The 17,263-nt window shown below is 64.3% G+C and carries 15 protein-coding genes and 1 tRNA gene; 9 read left to right on the top strand and 7 right to left on the bottom strand.

The window, feature by feature from the left end; all coding sequences use genetic code 11:
• Nucleotides 1-2: 2 nt before the first annotated feature.
• Nucleotides 3-272: a co-chaperone GroES gene (locus tag Q1Y33_RS04980; protein ID WP_295907018.1), complete on the bottom strand. Its 270-nt coding sequence runs from the start codon at nt 270-272 to the stop codon at nt 3-5.
• Between the two features lie 220 nt (nt 273-492).
• On the opposite strand from Q1Y33_RS04980, the gene Q1Y33_RS04975 reads away from it, so the two are divergent.
• Nucleotides 493-568: transfer RNA gene (locus Q1Y33_RS04975), tRNA-His, on the top strand.
• A 399-nt stretch (nt 569-967) separates the two neighbouring features.
• A complete protein-coding gene (locus Q1Y33_RS04970) occupies nt 968-1,624 on the top strand; it encodes a hypothetical protein (protein WP_300798646.1) in 657 nt (218 codons plus the stop codon).
• Nucleotides 1,625-1,726: 102 nt separating this feature from the next.
• On the opposite strand, the gene eno is transcribed toward Q1Y33_RS04970, so the two are convergent.
• Nucleotides 1,727-3,016, bottom strand: a complete 1,290-nt coding sequence (gene eno, locus Q1Y33_RS04965) for a phosphopyruvate hydratase (RefSeq protein WP_300798645.1) — start codon at nt 3,014-3,016, stop codon at nt 1,727-1,729.
• Nucleotides 3,017-3,214: 198 nt separating this feature from the next.
• Here eno and Q1Y33_RS04960 point away from each other — a divergent pair, with 198 nt between their 5' ends.
• Nucleotides 3,215-4,429: a sodium:proton antiporter gene (locus tag Q1Y33_RS04960; protein ID WP_300798644.1), complete on the top strand. Its 1,215-nt coding sequence runs from the start codon at nt 3,215-3,217 to the stop codon at nt 4,427-4,429.
• Between the two features lie 104 nt (nt 4,430-4,533).
• Here Q1Y33_RS04960 and Q1Y33_RS04955 read toward each other — a convergent pair whose 3' ends face one another.
• Nucleotides 4,534-5,745, bottom strand: a complete 1,212-nt coding sequence (locus tag Q1Y33_RS04955) for an S-adenosylmethionine:tRNA ribosyltransferase-isomerase (RefSeq protein WP_300798643.1) — start codon at nt 5,743-5,745, stop codon at nt 4,534-4,536.
• Between the two features lie 104 nt (nt 5,746-5,849).
• Between Q1Y33_RS04955 and Q1Y33_RS04950 the strand changes: the two genes are divergently transcribed.
• The 6 genes from Q1Y33_RS04950 (at nt 5,850) to Q1Y33_RS04925 (ending at nt 11,919) form a co-directional block, all read left to right on the top strand.
• Nucleotides 5,850-6,332, top strand: a complete 483-nt coding sequence (locus Q1Y33_RS04950; protein ID WP_300798642.1) for an RNA polymerase sigma factor — start codon at nt 5,850-5,852, stop codon at nt 6,330-6,332.
• Entirely contained in the window at nt 6,322-6,858 is a 537-nt protein-coding gene (locus tag Q1Y33_RS04945; protein ID WP_300798641.1) for a hypothetical protein, read from the top strand. The genes Q1Y33_RS04950 and Q1Y33_RS04945 overlap by 11 nt, the downstream gene beginning before the upstream one ends.
• A 21-nt stretch (nt 6,859-6,879) precedes the next feature.
• A complete protein-coding gene (locus tag Q1Y33_RS04940; RefSeq protein ID WP_300798640.1) occupies nt 6,880-7,911 on the top strand; it encodes a hypothetical protein in 1,032 nt (343 codons plus the stop codon).
• 37 nt (nt 7,912-7,948) lie between these two features.
• A complete protein-coding gene (locus tag Q1Y33_RS04935; RefSeq protein ID WP_300798639.1) occupies nt 7,949-8,437 on the top strand; it encodes a DUF4252 domain-containing protein in 489 nt (162 codons plus the stop codon).
• Between the two features lie 329 nt (nt 8,438-8,766).
• The gene (gene nadB, locus Q1Y33_RS04930) at nt 8,767-10,329 is read left to right on the top strand and encodes an L-aspartate oxidase (protein ID WP_300798638.1); all 1,563 of its coding nucleotides are present in this window, start codon (nt 8,767-8,769) and stop codon (nt 10,327-10,329) included.
• 6 nt (nt 10,330-10,335) lie between these two features.
• Nucleotides 10,336-11,919: a peptide chain release factor 3 gene (locus Q1Y33_RS04925; protein WP_300798637.1), complete on the top strand. Its 1,584-nt coding sequence runs from the start codon at nt 10,336-10,338 to the stop codon at nt 11,917-11,919.
• A gap of 105 nt (nt 11,920-12,024) precedes the next feature.
• Here the strand turns inward: Q1Y33_RS04925 and Q1Y33_RS04920 are convergent, their stop codons facing one another.
• The 4 genes from Q1Y33_RS04920 to Q1Y33_RS04905 form a co-directional block, all read right to left on the bottom strand.
• Nucleotides 12,025-13,287: a Gfo/Idh/MocA family oxidoreductase gene (locus Q1Y33_RS04920; protein WP_300798636.1), complete on the bottom strand. Its 1,263-nt coding sequence runs from the start codon at nt 13,285-13,287 to the stop codon at nt 12,025-12,027.
• 10 nt (nt 13,288-13,297) lie between these two features.
• Nucleotides 13,298-14,182 (bottom strand): twin-arginine translocase subunit TatC, encoded by an 885-nt coding sequence (tatC, locus tag Q1Y33_RS04915; RefSeq protein WP_300798635.1) that lies wholly within the window; start codon nt 14,180-14,182, stop codon nt 13,298-13,300.
• A gap of 54 nt (nt 14,183-14,236) precedes the next feature.
• Complete coding sequence (locus Q1Y33_RS04910; RefSeq protein ID WP_300798634.1) at nt 14,237-14,452, bottom strand: twin-arginine translocase TatA/TatE family subunit; 216 nt, start codon at nt 14,450-14,452, stop codon at nt 14,237-14,239.
• 104 nt (nt 14,453-14,556) lie between these two features.
• The coding region (locus Q1Y33_RS04905) for a DUF1080 domain-containing protein (RefSeq protein WP_300798633.1) at nt 14,557-17,263 on the bottom strand (2,707 nt) is incomplete at its 5' end.

Genomic DNA, 17,263 nt, shown 5'->3' with positions numbered 1-17,263 from the left:
AATTAGATGATTGCCAAAATATCGTTCTGTTTCATGATGAGGTAGTCCGTGCCGTCGATCTGGATCTCCTGACCGGCATACTTGCCGTAGAGCACCTGATCACCGACCTTGACCTCCATCTTCACCTCCGAAGTGCCGGGGCCCACGGCCACAACCTTGCCTGCAAGGGGTTTCTCCTTTGCCGTGTCGGGGATAATCAGTCCGCCGGCGGTCTTCTCCTCCGCGGGATTCGGCAGAATCAGCACGCGGTCCGATAATGGTTTTACGTTCATAGCTGTAATATTTTAGTTATTGTGTTTTTTTGCATGTGCACCCCATTCTCAACAAGAGGTGTGCCAACCCGCATTTGGCAGAAAAAGAATGACAAAGCAACAGAGCCGGCTGACATTTTGTCACGCGGAGCGGCGGAGGTAAAATTTTTCGTCCGATTTTCTTGTACGGACCGAAAAAACGTATTACATTTGCATCCCGATACGGCACATGTATCTACATGGTGGATGTAGCTCAGTTGGTTAGAGCGTCGGATTGTGGTTCCGAAGGCCGAGGGTTCGAGCCCCTTCTTCCACCCGCAAGGGTTCTCCGAAAAGAGAACCCTTTTTTCGTGCCCGCCTTTCGCGGGAGAGGGAGGGGGGGGTAGGATAAGAGAGGGACGAGAAGAACACGGGCAGCTGCGGCTGCCTTGTTTTTCTGCCCGGCCGCAAAATGCCGCTCTCTTTCGGCCGTTTTTATCGGAACTTTCCTATCTTTGCAAGGAACCGCCCAAAACCCACATGTCCATGAAAAAAACTCCGGACTTTCGGGTTGTTTTTCGTAGAGGAACAGGACCTGTCCGGGGTTTATCCTGCCGCAAAATCACGGCAACAGACAAAGGGTGACAGGTCTTGTCCGTATGGCGCTGCCCTGATAACAAGTGATACACCCGAATATTGCGAACCGTTGCCTTATGTACCTCCCAATGACTAACAACGTGAAACGATTGATTGCCCTGTGCAGCGCACTGCTGCTCGCCGCATCGGCGTTCGGTCAGGTTGCAGGAGCACCCGCGAGAAACCACTACGAGAATGTCGACAAGGTACAGGCATCGGACGGCACCGTCTTTTTGGTGGCCAGCCATGCGGACAACAAATTCTTCCTGTTAAAAATAGCCGACAATATCTACAGGGATTATGAGTTGAACTGCCATAAGGACGGCACGCCCGTGGATACCATGGAGGAGATGCATGAGGTCCATGTCGATTTGGCCGACAAAGACTCCTTCACGCGTGTACTCCAGAAGATGTTCGACGACACACAGATTCTGGAGCTGCGCCGTGAACGCTGGCCGATGACGGTTTTCATTTTTGTAAATCCCGACGATGGAACGGTCTTCGACTGCTCGTTTTTCATAAAGAACATCCCGGTGCTCGCCTCACAATCACCCGATTTTTATGTGAGATTCAATCGGCTGATCAAGGAAGAGGTGAGATGGACCGCCAACGAGGCGGCCAGGAAGCTCCTTTTCGTAAACATGGCCATCCCCGGAATGTTTGCACACGTTCCCCTAAGCAGCGAATTGCAAACCGACCAGAAGCCCGCTCAAAAATCCGAGATACCCGACCTCCACGTCGGACCGACAAACCCGTAAAAGGCTTCGCGCAACGGTTCCCTCGGCCATCAAGCCCCTGCGCAAAAAAAATCCGGCTGCCCCTGCGGGCAGCCGGATCGTTTATTCGGCAGATTCCCGGAATTACTTGTTGCGGTAAACTTTCTTGTAGCCGTAGATAGCCTCGTCGCCGAGCTCCTCCTCGATACGGAGCAGCTGGTTGTACTTGGCCATACGGTCCGAACGCGACATCGAGCCGGTCTTGATCTGACCCGAGTTCGTAGCCACGGCGATGTCGGCGATCGTCGAGTCCTCGGTCTCGCCCGAGCGGTGCGACGTTACCGACGTGTAGCCGGCGCGGTGTGCCATCTCGATGGCGTCGAGCGTCTCGGTCAGCGAGCCGATCTGGTTCACCTTGATGAGGATCGAGTTGCCGCAGCCCATCTCGATACCCTTCTTCAGGAACGAAACGTTCGTCACGAAGAGGTCGTCACCCACGAGCTGGCACTTGTCGCCGATCTCGGCGGTGAGCAGCTGCCAGCCTTCCCAGTCGTTCTCCGACATGCCGTCCTCGATCGAGTCGATGGGGTACTTGGCAACCAGGCCCTTCAGGTACTCTACCTGCTCCTTCGAGGTGCGCTTTGCGCCCTTCTCACCCTCGAAGATCGTGTAGTCGTAGACACCGTCCTTGTAGAACTCCGACGAAGCGCAGTCCATGCCGATCATCACGTCCTTTCCGGGAACGTAGCCGGCCTTCTCGATGGCCTTGATAATCGAGTCGAGGGCATCCTCCGTGCCGTTGAGTGCGGGAGCGAAACCGCCCTCGTCACCGACAGCCGTCGAAAGGCCGCGCTCGTGCAGCACCTTCTTCAGGTTGTGGAACACCTCGGCGCCCATGCGCAGGCCCTCCTTGAGCGACGGAGCGCCCACGGGACGAATCATGAACTCCTGGAATGCGATCGGGGCGTCGGAGTGCGAGCCGCCGTTGATGATGTTCATCATCGGCACGGGCAGCGTCTTGGCGTTGGCACCGCCGATATAGCGGTAGAGCGGCATGCCGAAATAGTCGGCAGCGGCGCGGGCCACGGCCAGCGATACGCCCAGAATGGCGTTGGCACCCAGCTTCGACTTGGTCGGCGTGCCGTCGAGGGCGATCATGGCCTTGTCGATGCCCACCTGGTCGGCAACGTTCATGCCGATGATGGCCGGGGCGATCACCTCGTTGACGTTCTTCACGGCGTTGAGCACGCCCTTGCCCAGGTAACGGTTCTTGTCGCCGTCACGGAGCTCGAGGGCCTCGTTCTCACCCGTCGAGGCGCCGCTCGGGACGGCAGCACGACCGAAAGCACCCGATACGGTGCGAACTTCGACCTCAACGGTCGGATTGCCTCGCGAGTCGAGGATCTCCCTTGCGTGAATCTCTACAATCTGCATAGTTGTAATGGTTTGAATTTATGGTTTTTGAATACTCTTTTGCTTTTTGCACCGCAAAGTTACAAATAATTATCGAATTGCGGATGCCTTGCTGTTATTTTTTTCACGCCGGAGGTTTCCGGCGCTTTCCAATAAAGAGGAAATGATTATATTTGGGCCGCGGGACGCCCCGCCCAACAAGTAAAAACGACCTCGACCATGCGTAAAGTACTCTCGTTCTCGCTCTTTCTGATGCTGGGCCTCGTCGCCTCGCAGCTCCTGCCCGGCCTGCTCGGCGAGGCCCACGCGGCCTTCAAGGCCACGACCGACATCCTGCTCTACATCTGCCTTGCGTTCATCATGATCAACGTGGGGCGCGAATTCGAAATCGACAAGTCGCGCTGGCGCTCCTACACGGCCGACTACTTCATCGCCATGGCCACGGCGGCCCTGCCGTGGCTGCTCATCACCCTCTATTATGTCTTCGTGCTGCTGCCCCCGGCGCTGTGGGGCGACGCCGCGACCTGGAAGGAGAACCTGCTCGTGAGCCGCTTCGCCGCACCGACCTCCGCGGGCATCCTCTTCACGATGCTCGCCGCGCTGCACCTGAAGCGCAGCTGGATCTACCGCAAGATCCAGGTGCTGGCGATCTTCGACGACCTGGACACTATCCTGCTGATGATCCCGCTGCAGATCCTGATGATCGGCCTGCGCTGGCAGATGTTCGCCATCGTGGGCATCGTCACCGTGCTGCTGGCCGTCGGCTGGCGGTGGCAGGGGCGCTGGGACGCCCGGCAGGACTGGAAATCCATTCTGGGCCTTGCGCTGGGCGTATGCCTGCTCACGCAGGCGGTCTACCTCGTCACGGCGCGCCTCTACGGACCCGAGAACAGCATCCACATCGAGGTGCTGCTGCCCGCCTTCGTCGTGGGCATGCTCATGCGCCACCGCCACATCGACACCCCCGCCGAGCGGCGCGTCGCCACGGGCATCTCGTTCCTCTTCATGCTGCTCGTGGGCATGAGCATGCCGCTCATGGGCCATGCCGGCTCGGGCAGCGACGCCACGTCGGTGACCGCCTCGCAGCCGATGATGCCGTGGGGCACGCTGCTGCTGCACGTCGTGGCGGTCTCGGCGCTCTCGAACCTCGGAAAGCTCGTGCCGCTGCTCTTCTACCGCGACCGCCCCTTCAGCGAGCGGCTGGCCCTCTCGGTGGGGATGTTCACGCGCGGCGAGGTCGGCGCCGGGGTGATCTTCATCGCCCTGGGCTACAACCTCGGCGGCCCGGCGCTCGTCATCTCGGTGCTGACGCTCGTGCTGAACCTCATCCTCACGGGCGGCTTCGTCCTCTGGGTCAAGCACCTTGCGCTGAAGACCTGCACGCCCGACGAGGAGCTGCCGGAGGAGGCGCCCCATGCACCGCACGGCGCATAGACGCCCCATACACGAACATCCCGGAAAGAGAAATAAAACAGGACGGGACGCAGCCGATCGCTGCGCCCCGCCCTGTTATATATAAGAATCCGCCCGCTCCCGGATCAGTCGCGCATGAGCACCGACGAATCGCCGTAGCTCAGGAAGCGGAAATCGTGACCGAGGGCATAGTCATAGATGCGGTGCCAGTCGTCGCCCACGTAGGCCGAGACGAGCAGCAGCAGCGTCGACTTGGGCTGGTGGAAGTTGGTGATGATGTTGCGCACGATGCGGAACGTGTAGCCCAGCGGCGTAATCATGATCTGCGTTGCCGCCTTGAGGCGCTCCACCCCCTCGCGCTCCATCCAGCCGAGCAGCTCCTCAAGGGCCATGCGGCCCGTATAGTCGGCCGGGATGTCGTAAAGCTCCCACTGCCCGATCACGCGGTCGGCATCGGGAGAGCCCGCCGTGCGGATGCGCCAGGCGAGCGCCGCGAGCGACTCGAGCGTCCGCACCGAGGTCGTTCCCACAGCCGTGACGGCGCCCCACTTCGCCAGCAGCTGCCGCACCGTGTCGCGGCGGATTTCGAAGTGCTCGGTGTGCATCGGATGCTGCGCGGCATCCTCGTCCTTTACAGGCAGGAAGGTCCCGGCCCCGACGTGGAGCGTCACCTCCGCAAAGTCGAAGCCGCGGCCGCGCATCGACTCGATCAGCCCGGGCGTGAAGTGCAGCCCGGCGGTCGGTGCCGCCACCGACCCTTCGAATTTCGAGTAGACGGTCTGGTAGCGCGTGTAGTCGATCTCCTCCGAATCGCGGTTCAGGTAGGGCGGGATGGGAATCTTGCCCAGGTGCTCGAGCAGCTGCCCGAAGGTCATCGGCGCCGACCACTCGAAGCGCACCGTGCATTCGCGCCCGCGCTCCTCGACGATCCAGGCCCGCAGCCAGACGGCCGCCCCTTCGTATTCGAAGTTGATCTCGACGTATCCCTCCTTCCACTTCTTGCGGTTGCCCACGATGCACGACCATTCGCACGTGCCCGTCACGGCGAAGGCCCGCTCGTAGTCGGCCGGGGCGTGCGGCTCGAGGCAGAAGACCTCGATGCGGGCCCCCGAGGGCTTGTGCATGATGATCCGTGCGCGGATCACCTTCGTGTTGTTGAAGACGAGCAGCTGCCCCGCGGGGAGCACGTCGCCGATGTCGGCGAAGCGGCGTTCGGAGATCTCCCCGCCGCGGTAGACGAGCAGTTTCGAGGCGCTCCGCTCCGCGAGCGGAAACTTGGCGATCCGCTCGTCGGGCAGCGGGTAGTCGAAATCGTTGATGGCGATGTGTCGTTCCATGATCGGAAAGGTTTAGGGCGACAAAATTACGAAAAAAACGAAGTCCCGGAATTTTTTTCACTATACTTGTTGCGTTTTACGCCTCTTGTGCGTCTTACGGGTAAATGGAGCAAACCGAATTCGACATACGGATCGTGCCGCTGCGCGACCGGCTCTACCGCTTCGCCCGCACCCTGCTCGGGCGCAGCGACGCAGCCGAGGATGTCGTCCACGACGTGCTCGAACGGCTCTGGCGCCGCCACGAGTCGCTGCATGTGGCAAATCCGGAGGCCTTCGCCATGACGGCCGTGCGCAACGCCGCGGTCGACCGCCTGCGCCGCAGCCGCACGACCGAGGAGCTGCCCCTCTCGCTGCCCGCCGACGAGCAGGCCGGTGCGTGGAGCGACCGCGAAACGGTCCGCCGGGCCCTCGCCGCACTGCCGCTGCGCCAGCGCGAGGTCCTGCACCTGAAGGAGATCGAAGGCTATCCGACGCACGAGATCGCCGCCCTGCTCACGACCGACGAGGCGCAGGTCCGCGTGCTGCTCTCGCGGGGCCGGATGCGGTTGCGCCGGGAACTCGAAAAACTGATGAACTATGGAATCTGACCTGCTGAAAGCCCGGGCGCTCTGCCGCCGCTACCTCGATGCCACGGCCAGCGACGCCGAAGAGCGCGAACTGCGCGCGCTGCTCGCCTCCCTGCCGCGCGAAGCGATGGACCGCGAACTGCGCAGCGTCGCCGCGATGACGGGCGGATTCGAAGCCCTCGCCCGCGAAACGCTGCACGGCCGCACGGCCGCAACAGGGGTGACGAAAGAGACTGCCGAGCGGGCCGCCGGTACCCTCTCCGGCCCGCTGCCCCGCCCGACGGGAGCATCACGCCGTCCGCACCGCCGCTGGAACCTGCTGCTCGGAACGGGCGCCGGAATCGCCGCCGCCCTGCTCGTCGGGCTCTTCTTCCTCACGCGCGGCACCGTCTACGGCTACATCGACGGACGCCCCGTCACCGACCCGGCCGAAGCGATGTGCGCCACGGCTTACTTCCAGCCGCTCGAGGAGCTCTCGCGGAGCTTCGACATCGCCGACCGCCTGCTCGAAGCGGCCGGAAAGGGAAACACCGCAAAACAGCAATAACATATAATAAACGATACGACCATGAAACACCTCATCCTTACCCTTCTGCTGCCCCTCTTCATCCTCCTTGCGGCTGCGGCCGCTGCACAACCGGCCGCCCCTGCGCCCGAAAGCGCCGAACCGACACCGGCGGCCGCCCCTGCGGAGACCGAACCCGCGGTTGAACCCGCAGCCGCGACCGGAAACGCCGCAGCCACCGCGAAGCCGGAAACCGCCGATGCAGAGGTTTCCGCCGCAGAACCGCAGAACGCAGAACCGCAGAACGCAGAACCGCAGGCCGCAAGCACGGAACGGGCCGCCGTCGCGTCGCCCGATCCGGAAATCGTACAGCTCAAGACCGACCGGGGCGAGCTGCGGCTCGAGATCGCCGGATACGGCATCACGCTCGGCAACCGCGACGCCGACGGGAGCAAGGCCGGCGCGCCGTCGGAGAAGCCCGGGAAAAAGCCCGTCAAGCGCTTCCACGGCTGCTTCGGATTCACGGACTGGGAGATCGGCATCCCCCTGCTCGTCGACACGAGCTACGGACCCGCGTGGGCCGGCGAGGGGGAGTTCCTGGAGACCAGCACCCGCAAGAGCATCAGCTTCGGCTACACGCTCCTCGGCCTGCGCTACATGCTCGACCGGCGCGAACACTGGTGGCTCTCGACCGGCATCCGGGGCAACATCTACGACATCGTGCTGAGCGGCAAGCAGACAATCCGCTACACCGACGGCGAGCTCCACGCCGTGGAACTCGACCCCTCGACCAAGAAGTCGAAACTCTCGTTCTCCTCGCTGGGCATACCCCTGATGCTCACCTACACGGTCAGCGACTTCAGCATCTCGCTCCGCGCCTCGGGCAACCTCTACACCAGCTACCGGGCCGTACACAAGAAACCCAAGGAGAAGTACGAACTGCGGGGGATGGAGCCCTGGAGCTGGAACGTCGGCGGCGCAATCACCTACCACAAGGTCGGCGTCTCGTTCGACTACGCCCTCACGCCGCTCTTCCGCTCCGGCGTGGGGCCCGAAACACACCTCTTCACCTTCGGAATCTGCTTCGGATTCTGACCTGTCCGACCACGAACAACACGAAAAACCTACGACCATGAAACGCTGGCTCCTGATCCTGATTCTGCTGCTGCCCCTTGCGGGCACGGCCCAGAACCGCGCCTTCGACGAGTTCTACCGGTCATACGCCGGGGAGACGAACGTCCGCAGCATCGAACTCGGACGCAAGATGATGGAGATGATGCGCCGCGACGCCGACCCCGAGCTGGCCCGGCTGCTCGACGGCATCCGCAGCATCCGCATCCTCGCGGCGAAGAAACCCTACCCGTTCCTCTTCCGCCCGCAGGCCTACAAGGTCGCGCGCGACAAGGCCTTCGAGCTGATTTCCCGCACCGACAGCAAGGGCCCCTCCGTCTCGTTCTACTTCATCGAGGGCCGCGGCGAGCGGCTCTCGGAGCTGCTGATGCTCTCCGACGGCGACGAGGAGTTCATCGTACTGGACATCTGCGGCGTCTTCGACGTGCGCGACATCTCGCGCCTCACGCAGCTCGGGCTCACCTCCCCCGCGGCCGCCGGGAAGCCCTGACCGCCCCGACGACACCCCTGGCAAGGCACCGCCCCCGAAAGGCGGTGCTTTTTTCATCCGCACGTATCGGCAAATCGGGCTTTTTTTCGTACCTTTGCGGCGCATCTTCCTGCGCTCGCGGGAAAAACGGCCCGCAAAGGATGATCCGCACACGGCCCCCGGGACCGGACACGCGAATCCGCCGCAGCCCGCCGGCAGGAATACCCGATGCAGCTTCCGACCCGGAACCGGGGCATACGCCCGCTAAAGAGATGGCAGAGACGGGTCCCGAGTCGGAACCGGCCGTAGCTTTAACGGCCGCACACGCTGTCTCTGCCCCATTTTGCAGTATGAAAACCGACTTTCTGGTCATCGGTTCGGGCGCGGCGGGCCTGTCGTTCGCGCTCAAGGCCGCAGCCCACGGACACGTCACGATCGTCACGAAGGGCGAGATGAAAGAGTGCAACACGAACTATGCACAGGGCGGCATCTGCTCGGTGACGTATGCCCCCGACACCTTCGAGAAACACATCGAGGATACGCTCGTCTGCGGCGCCGGCAAATGCGGCCGGGAAGCGGTCGAACTGGTCGTGCGGCGCGCGCCGGAACTCATCCGCGACCTCATCGCCTGGGGCACGCGCTTCGACCGCACCCCCGACGGACGCTTCGAGCTCAACCGCGAGGGCGGCCACTCCGAGCACCGCATCCTCCACCACGAGGACCTCACGGGCGCGGAGATCGAACGGGCGCTCATCGAGTCGGTACGCCAGCACCCGAACATCACCGTGCTGGAGCACCACTTCGCCATCGACCTGCTGACGCAGCACCACCTGGGCGAGTTCGTCACGCGCCACACGCGGGGCCTGACCTGCTTCGGCGCCTACGTGCTCAACGAGCAGACCAACGAGATCGAGACGATGCTCGCGAAGTTCACCATCGTCGCCACGGGCGGCTGCGGCAACGTCTACTCGTCGACCTCGAATCCGGTCGTCGCCACGGGCGACGGCATCGCCATGTGCCACCGCGCCAAGGCCATCACCGAGAACATGGAGTTCATCCAGTTCCACCCCACGACGCTCTACAACCCGGGCGAGAAGCCCAACTTCCTCATCACGGAGGCCATGCGCGGCTTCGGGGCCATCCTGCGCCTGCAGTCGGGCGAGGAGTTCATGGACAAGTACCACCCGATGAAGTCGCTGGCGCCGCGCGACGTCGTGGCCCGCGCGATCTACCGCGAGATGACGCGCCGCGGCGAGGACTTCGTCTACCTCGACGTCACGCACAAGGACGCCGACTCCGTGCGCAGCCACTTCCCGAACATCTACGAGAAGTGCCTCTCGATCGGCATCGACATCACGAAGGACTGGATTCCCGTCACCCCCGCGGCACACTACTGCTGCGGCGGCGTGAAGGTCACGACCGACGGCGAGACCTCGATCCGCCGGCTCTACGCCCTGGGCGAGATCTCCTGCACGGGGCTGCACGGCGCCAACCGCCTGGCTTCGAACTCGCTCATCGAGGCCGTGGTCTACGCCGACCAGGCCGCACGCCGCACGGCGGAGCTGCTCGACAAGGTCGACTTCCAGGAGGGCATTCCCGACTGGGACTTCGAGGGGACGCAGCACACCGAGGAGATGCTCATGCTGATCCAGTCGAAGCGCGAGGTGCAGCAGATCATGTCCAACTACGTGGGCATCGTGCGCTCGAACCTCTCGCTCAAGCGCGCCATGCACCGGCTGTCGATCCTCTTCGAGGAGACCGAGGAGCTCTACAACAAGACCAAGCCCAACCGCGAGCTGTGCGAGCTGCGCAACATGATCGCCGTGGCCTACCTGATCATCAAGCAGGGCCGCGAAATCAAGGAGTCGGTAGGCTGCCACTACAACGTCGACTATCCGAAAGAGACCAAATAACGACACATGACCCTGCAGGAAGAGATCACACGCCGGCGGACCTTCGCCGTCATCGCCCACCCCGACGCGGGCAAGACCACCCTCACGGAGAAGCTGCTCCTGTTCGGCGGCGCCATCCACGTGGCGGGGGCCGTCAAGAGCAACAAGATCAAGAAAGGCGCCACGTCGGACTTCATGGAGATCGAGCGGCAACGCGGCATCTCGGTGGCCACGGCCGTCATGGGATTCGAATACAAGGGGGTGAAGATCAACATCCTCGACACGCCGGGACACGAGGACTTCGCCGAGGACACCTACCGCACGCTGACGGCCGTCGACTCGGTCATCATCGTCATCGACGGCGCCAAGGGCGTCGAGACGCAGACGCGCAAGCTCATGGAGGTGTGCCGCATGCGCCAGACGCCGGTCATCGTCTTCATCAACAAGCTGGACCGCCCCTCGAAGGAGGCCTTCGACCTGCTGGACGAGGTCGAGAAGGAGCTGCACATCCGCGTGAGGCCCCTCTCGTTCCCCATCTCGAACGGCCCGACGTTCAAGGGCGTCTACAACATCTACGAGCACAACCTCTCGCTCTTCACCTCGGACGAGAAGCTCACGGCCGACGCCTCGACGGTCGAAATCGCCGACCTCGCGTCGGAGGAGCTCGACGCACGCATCGGCGAGCGCTACGCCGCGCAGCTGCGCGCCGACATCGAGCTCGTCGAGGGGGTCTACGACCCGTTCGACCGCGACGCCTACCTACGGGGCGAGCTGGCACCGGTCTTCTTCGGCTCGGCGGTCAACAACTTCGGCGTGCGCGAGCTGCTCGAATGCTTCATCCGCATCGCCCCCTCGCCGCGCCCCGCAACGACCGAGACGCGCACGGTGGAGCCCGCGGAGCCGAAGATGAGCGGCTTCGTCTTCAAGATTCACGCCAACATGGACCCGAACCACCGCGACCGCATCGCCTTCCTGAAGATATGCTCGGGCATGTTCGAGCGCAACAAGAACTACCTGCACGTGCGCAGCGGCAAGCAGATGAAGTTCTCCTCGCCGACGGCCTTCATGGCCGAGAAGAAGTCGGTGATAGACTTCGCCTACCCGGGCGACATCGTGGGTCTGCACGACACGGGCAACTTCAAGATCGGCGACACCTTCACCGAGGGTGAGAAGCTCCGTTTCACGGGCATCCCGTCGTTCGCGCCCGAGCAGTTCCGCTACATCGAGAACGCCGACCCGATGAAGTTCAAGCAGCTGGCCAAGGGCATCGACCAACTGATGGACGAGGGTGTGGCGCAGCTCTTCACCAGCGCGCTGAACGGCCGCAAGATCATCGGCACGGTGGGCGCCCTGCAGTTCGAGGTCATCCAGTACCGCCTCGAACACGAGTACAACGCCTCGTGCCGCTGGGAGCCGATCTCGATCCACAAGGCCTGCTGGATCGACAGCGACAACGCCGCGCAGCTGGCCGACTTCAAGCGCCGCAAGCACACCAACATGGCCGTCGACAAGCACGGCCGCGACGTCTTCCTCGCCGACACGAGCTATGCGCTCGCCCTCGCGCAGGAGAACTTCAAGGACATCCGCTTCCACTTCACCTCGGAGTTCTGATCCGGGCGGAGGCCGGGAAGGAACCGGACAGCCAATACAAACCGATACGAAAAGAGCGGCGACCCCGACGGGTCGCCGCTCTTTTGTTTCCGAAGGAAGGAGCCGTTACCGCTCTTCCGTCCGCAGGTCGACCGTGCGGCCCGTCATGCGGCTCTCTTCGGCGGCATAGCAGACGCGGTGGCTCTCCAGCGCATCGTCGATTCCGGCCAGCAGCGGCCGCGACGGATCGCGGACCGACTGCAGGAAGTCTTCGAGCAGCCGCAGGTCGGCCCCCGCATGGAAGGGCTGCCCGAGCACCTCCGAAAAGTCGTAGAGACGCTCGTCCGCAGGGCGGAAGCGGCGCACGCGCAGGCGGCGTTCGTCGCCGTCGATCTCGCCGCCCGTCAGGCGGATGCAGGTCTTGCGGAAGTCGTCCTTCGTGAAGGCGTCCATCGTCAGGCTGATCGTCGAGCGGTCCTCCATCTCGAGGGCCACGATCTGATGGTCGGCCACGTCGTTGTCGCAGCGGAAGACGCACCGTCCGTAGGGACCCGCGCGGAGTTCGCGCAGAATGGCGTCGTCGAGCGTCCCGCCTTCGGGGATGTCGAAGTTGTCTACCCAATCGCGCCGCACGTAGTAGAGGTCGCGGGCCGAGAAGGGGCAGGTCGGCTCGACGGGACAGTCGATGCAGCGCTCCGCACTCCCCTCGGGGGCATTCGCCGCGCGGAACCAGCGCAGGGCGCCGAACGACGAGAGACGGCGGCACCGCTTCCCGGTCAGCCAGAGCAGGAAGTCGATGTCGTGGCAGCACTTGGCCAGCAGGATGGGGTTCGACTCCCGCGTGCGGCGGAAGGCCCCGCGCACATAGCTGTGCGTCATGCGGTCCAGCCCCACGGAGACGGTATGGTTGATCGAGACGATGTCGCCCAGTTCGCCCGAGGCGACCAGCTGCCGGATTTTCGTGAAATAGGGATGGTAGCGCAGCACGTGGCAGACGCCCACCAGCACGCCCTGTTCACGCGCCAGCCGCGCAATTTCGAGACATTCGTCCCACCGCTGCGCGATGGGTTTTTCAAGCAGCACGTGGTAGCCCGCGCGGATGGCCCGGACGGCCGGGTCGTAATGCACGCCGTCGGGTGTCGTCACGAGCACCATGTCGGCGTCGATTTCCGCGGCGAGGAGCTCCTCGTAGCGGGCGAAGCAGGCGCGCTCGGGCAGCGAGAAGGCCCGGGCGAGGCTCCGGCGCCGCTGGCCGTTGAGATCGGCGACGGCCACCGGCCGCAGCCGTTCCGGGAAGCGGCGCGCGTATTCGAGGTATTTCTGTGCACGGTTCCCGGCACCGATGACGATGACCCGTACCGGTGCGGAACCGAATGATTCGTTGTTCATGAAGCGTCTGTTACTCGTTTTGGGCCGCAGCGGCCGCCTGCCGGCGTTCGATGCGGGCCGAAAGGCGGATGCTCAATTCATAGAGCCCGTAGAGCGGGATGATGACCAGTATGAGGCTGAAGATGTCGGGCGGCGTGATGATCGCCGCGATGACCAGCAGCGCCACGAAGGCGTGGCGGCGGTAGCGCTTCAGGAAGGCCGAGGAGATCAGCCCCATGCGGGTCAGAAAGTAGATCAGCAGCGGCAGCTGGAAGACCAGCGCCGAGGCGAGCGACGCGACGATCACCGTCGAGAGGTACTGCCCGACGTCGATCATGTTGACGATCGAGGCGCTCGCCTGGTAGTTGATGAAGAAGCTCACCGAGAGGGGCACCAGCACGAAATAGCCGAACAGCAGCCCTGCGAAGAAGAAGGTCGAGACCCAGAAGACGAAGCGGTGCGTGGCGGCGATTTCGCGGGGCGTGAGCGCGGGGCGCACAAAGCGCCAGAACTCCCACAGCACGTAGGGCATGGCCAGCACGAGGCCGGTGACCATCGATATCTTCATGTGGAGGTTGAACTGCCCGGCCATCTGGGTGTTGATGACGCGGAAATCGAGGTTCGAGACGTCGAACGCCTCCGTATTGACGCTCAACGAGAGCCCCGACCAGGAGTTGATCCAGTCGCAGAGGTCCGAGAGCGCCTGTCCGGCGGCCAGCAGCAGGCGGTTGGTCGGGAAGTCGGCGCTCTTGGGGCCGAACAGCACCGTGTCGATCAGAAAGTGCTTCGACAGGAAGGCCACGACGGCGACGACCACGACCGCCACGGACCCGCGCACCAGATGGGGGCGCAGCGCCGCGAAATGGTCCCAGAAACTCATCTCCGTATCGGAGGATTCGATACGCTTGTCCGGCATTTCGTTGCTGTTTTCGGTCGGTTACACGCCGCGGGGAGCCGCTCCGCCGCAGGGTTACTCCTTGTCGGAGGGTTTGTCGTCCGGTTTCTGGGCGGACTCCTTCTTCCGCTCCTCGGCCGAGTAGTCCGTATTCATGGCATCCTTGAACTCCTTGACGCCGCGGCCCACACCGCGCATCAGCTCGGGGATCTTCGCACCGCCGAAGAGCAGCAGCACCACGAAAACGATTATCAGAATCTGACCGTATCCGATCGCACAGGGAATGAACATGGTTTGCAAATATTATGATTCGACCCGATAAAGATAGGAACTTTTCACCGCAATGCCAAAAAACGGGCCTGTCCGGAGCGGATTTTCCGGACAGGCCGCGCCGATCATTCGCCCTCCGCCCCGGACGAGAGGTCCAGGATGCGCACGCGGCGGAACTGGATGCCCGCGCCGTGGCCGCAGAAAGCGATGTGTCCCTTCTTGTTGAAAAGGCCCGGATGGTTGCGGTGATCGATCATGTAGGGGTTCTCCGCACCGCCGTCGGGCGCCACGGCATGGCCCTGACACGCCTCGCGGATGTTGCCGTCGAGAATCACCTCGCCGTTGACCGTCACCGTGATGTGGTCGCCCACGGCGCGTATCTCCTCGACGTTCCACTCGCCCAGCGGCGGGAAGACGACGCGCTTGGCCGCGATCACGCCGTAGACCGAGCCGTGCTGCTGGTAGGCGTGCAGGTCGCGGTAGATCGGGTCGTCATGGTCCAGCACCTGAATCTCCATGCCGTCGAACGCGGCGTCGACACCCATCGGCGTGCGGATGCCGATGCCGTTGTTGACCGCCTCGCGCAGAAAGCGGAACTCGAAGCGCAGGATGAAGTCGCCGTACTCCTTCTTCGTGTAGAGGTTGCCACCGCCGCCGTAGGAGGCCGTGACGTCGATCGTACCGTCGAGCGGCACGTAGTTGACCTTGTTGCCCGTCCACTTGTGCAGCGAACGGCCGTCGAAGAGCAGTTCGAAGCCTTCGGCGCGCTCCTCCTCCGAGAGTTCGTAGAGGGGCGTCGAGGGCAGCTCGCGCAGCCACATGTCGCGCAGCTCGACCGGCGCGCCGAGACCCGCGATCCAGACGGTGCCCGTCACGCCGACCGGCATACCGGGCTCGCGCAGGTTCTCCATCGTGCGGTTCTCGACGACCGTCACGCCGTTCTCCACCACGGTGATGCGGTCATCGGCCACCTTCACGTAGAGCGTGTTCCACTCCCCGGCGGCATTGTCCGAGGCGGGGACATCCTGCACGAAGCCCTCGGCCGTGCGCACCGTCGTGCCGGCGCCGCCCAGGCGGACCAGCGGCAGGGAGCGCACACCGAGGCCCGCTTCGCCCTGCGAGCGCCACTCGAGCCAGAGCTCGAAATTCTCGTAGGCACCCTCCAGTGCGATCGTCGAGGGGCTCTTGCCGGCATAAACCAGCATGCCGTCCCGTCCGGTCCAGTTCTCGCGCAAAGCCGTTTCGGCACTCCGGCGCAGCTTCGCGGCGACGGCCGCAGAGAGCTTCCGGCCGGGAGCCGGCTCGCCGGCCACAGGCTGCCACAGAGCGGGATCGGCCGGCAGCACCACGAAGCCCGCCTCGGGCAGGCGGCCCAGCAGGCCGGAGATCTCGTCGACGGCATAGCCCGCATCGGCATCCGACTGCGCCAGCCTGCGGTAGACCTCGCGGGCCTTTTCTATCGCCGCGCGGACGTCGGCACCGCCCGGCATCGGGGAGCCCTTCGCCACGAGGTTCTTCACCACGGCCGCAGCGGCCGCAGCCGTCCCCTCGTTCTCAAGGTAGGAGGCGGCCAGCACCAGGGCAGGATAGGCCTGCACATCGAGCAGGTTCGTCAGCAGGCGGCTGCGCGTCGCATCCGAAGCCTCCAGTTCAAGCGCCCGGCGCGTCTGCTGATAAAGCCGCACGGGGGTGGTCCGGAAGCGGGCCGTCAGCTCGGCATAGCGTCCGAGCGCCCGGTCGGCCCGTGCGGGATGCGCCGCGGCAAGGGCGTAGAGCGTGTCGATCATCTGCGGGGTGTCGACCAGCAGCAGGGCGTCGAAGGCCGCGTCGCTGCCGTCGGCACGGAAGCGCTCGAGCAGCCGTGCAACGGCCTCCGGCGTATCGGTCCGCGCCAGCACCGGGTAGTAGCGCTCCCCGGCCGGCGACGCCTCCATGAAGGTCTCGATCCGGGCGCAGCGCTCGGCGGCGGGCAGCGACTGCAACGCCGCGTGCAGCGCCTCCTGCAGCCCGGCCACACGGGCCTCGGCGGCCGTGTCGAGCAATGCGGCGATGCGCCCGGCATCGCCCGGACGGGCCACCTGCGCCAGAGCCGCACAGGCGGCATCGGCCACCTCCGGCTGCGGGGCATCGAGCAGTTCGAAGACCCGGTCGGCACATGCCGTCAGGCGGCGCGCCCCGGTCAGGCGCAGGGCGGCGACGAGCACCTGCGGCTCTTCGCGGTGCAGCAGCTCCTCCATCCGCCCGTCGATCCTTCCGTTGAAGTGCAGCAGCGCCGCCTCGGCCTCGGCGGAGAGCGGGCCCTCCAGGGCGCCGACCAGGGCCGTGAGCGTCAACTCGTCGTCGATGTGCGTTGCGGCGTCGATCGCCGCGGCGGCAATCTCCGGATCGGGCGAAGCGATGGCCCGGGCAATCACGTCGCGCTGCGACGTGGCATGACGCTCACCCAGCCAGCGGAGCAGGGCGGCCTGCGCCCCGGCGTTCCAGCGCGGCATGGCAGCCGTCAGCCGGGCGAAGAGCTCGTCGTCGCCTGCTCCCAGCACGTCGAACGCCGCAAAGCGGTACTCGGCCGGACCCTCGCCAATGGCCTTCAGCACTACGGGCATCGACTTCTGCACGCCCTGCGTCAGCACGAGCAGCCGCAGCGCGGCGCCTCGCACATACTGGCGGTCGCAGGCGAGCAGCTTCCGCGCGGCCTTCGCGACGGGCTTCGCGTCACCGGCCGCGGCGCACCGCTCCAGCAGCACGAGGTAGGACTCCGTCGCTTCGGTGGGCTCGGCCGCATAGCCGACCGCCGCAGCCGCCTCGCCGAGCAGACGCAGCGACGAGGCCGTG

Source organism: uncultured Alistipes sp. (assembly GCF_949296715.1).
In the GTDB taxonomy this organism is placed as follows: Bacteria; Bacteroidota; Bacteroidia; order Bacteroidales; family Rikenellaceae; genus Alistipes.
Note: the sequence above shows the minus strand (reverse complement) of the source record. Positions and strands in the feature narration are given on the sequence as shown.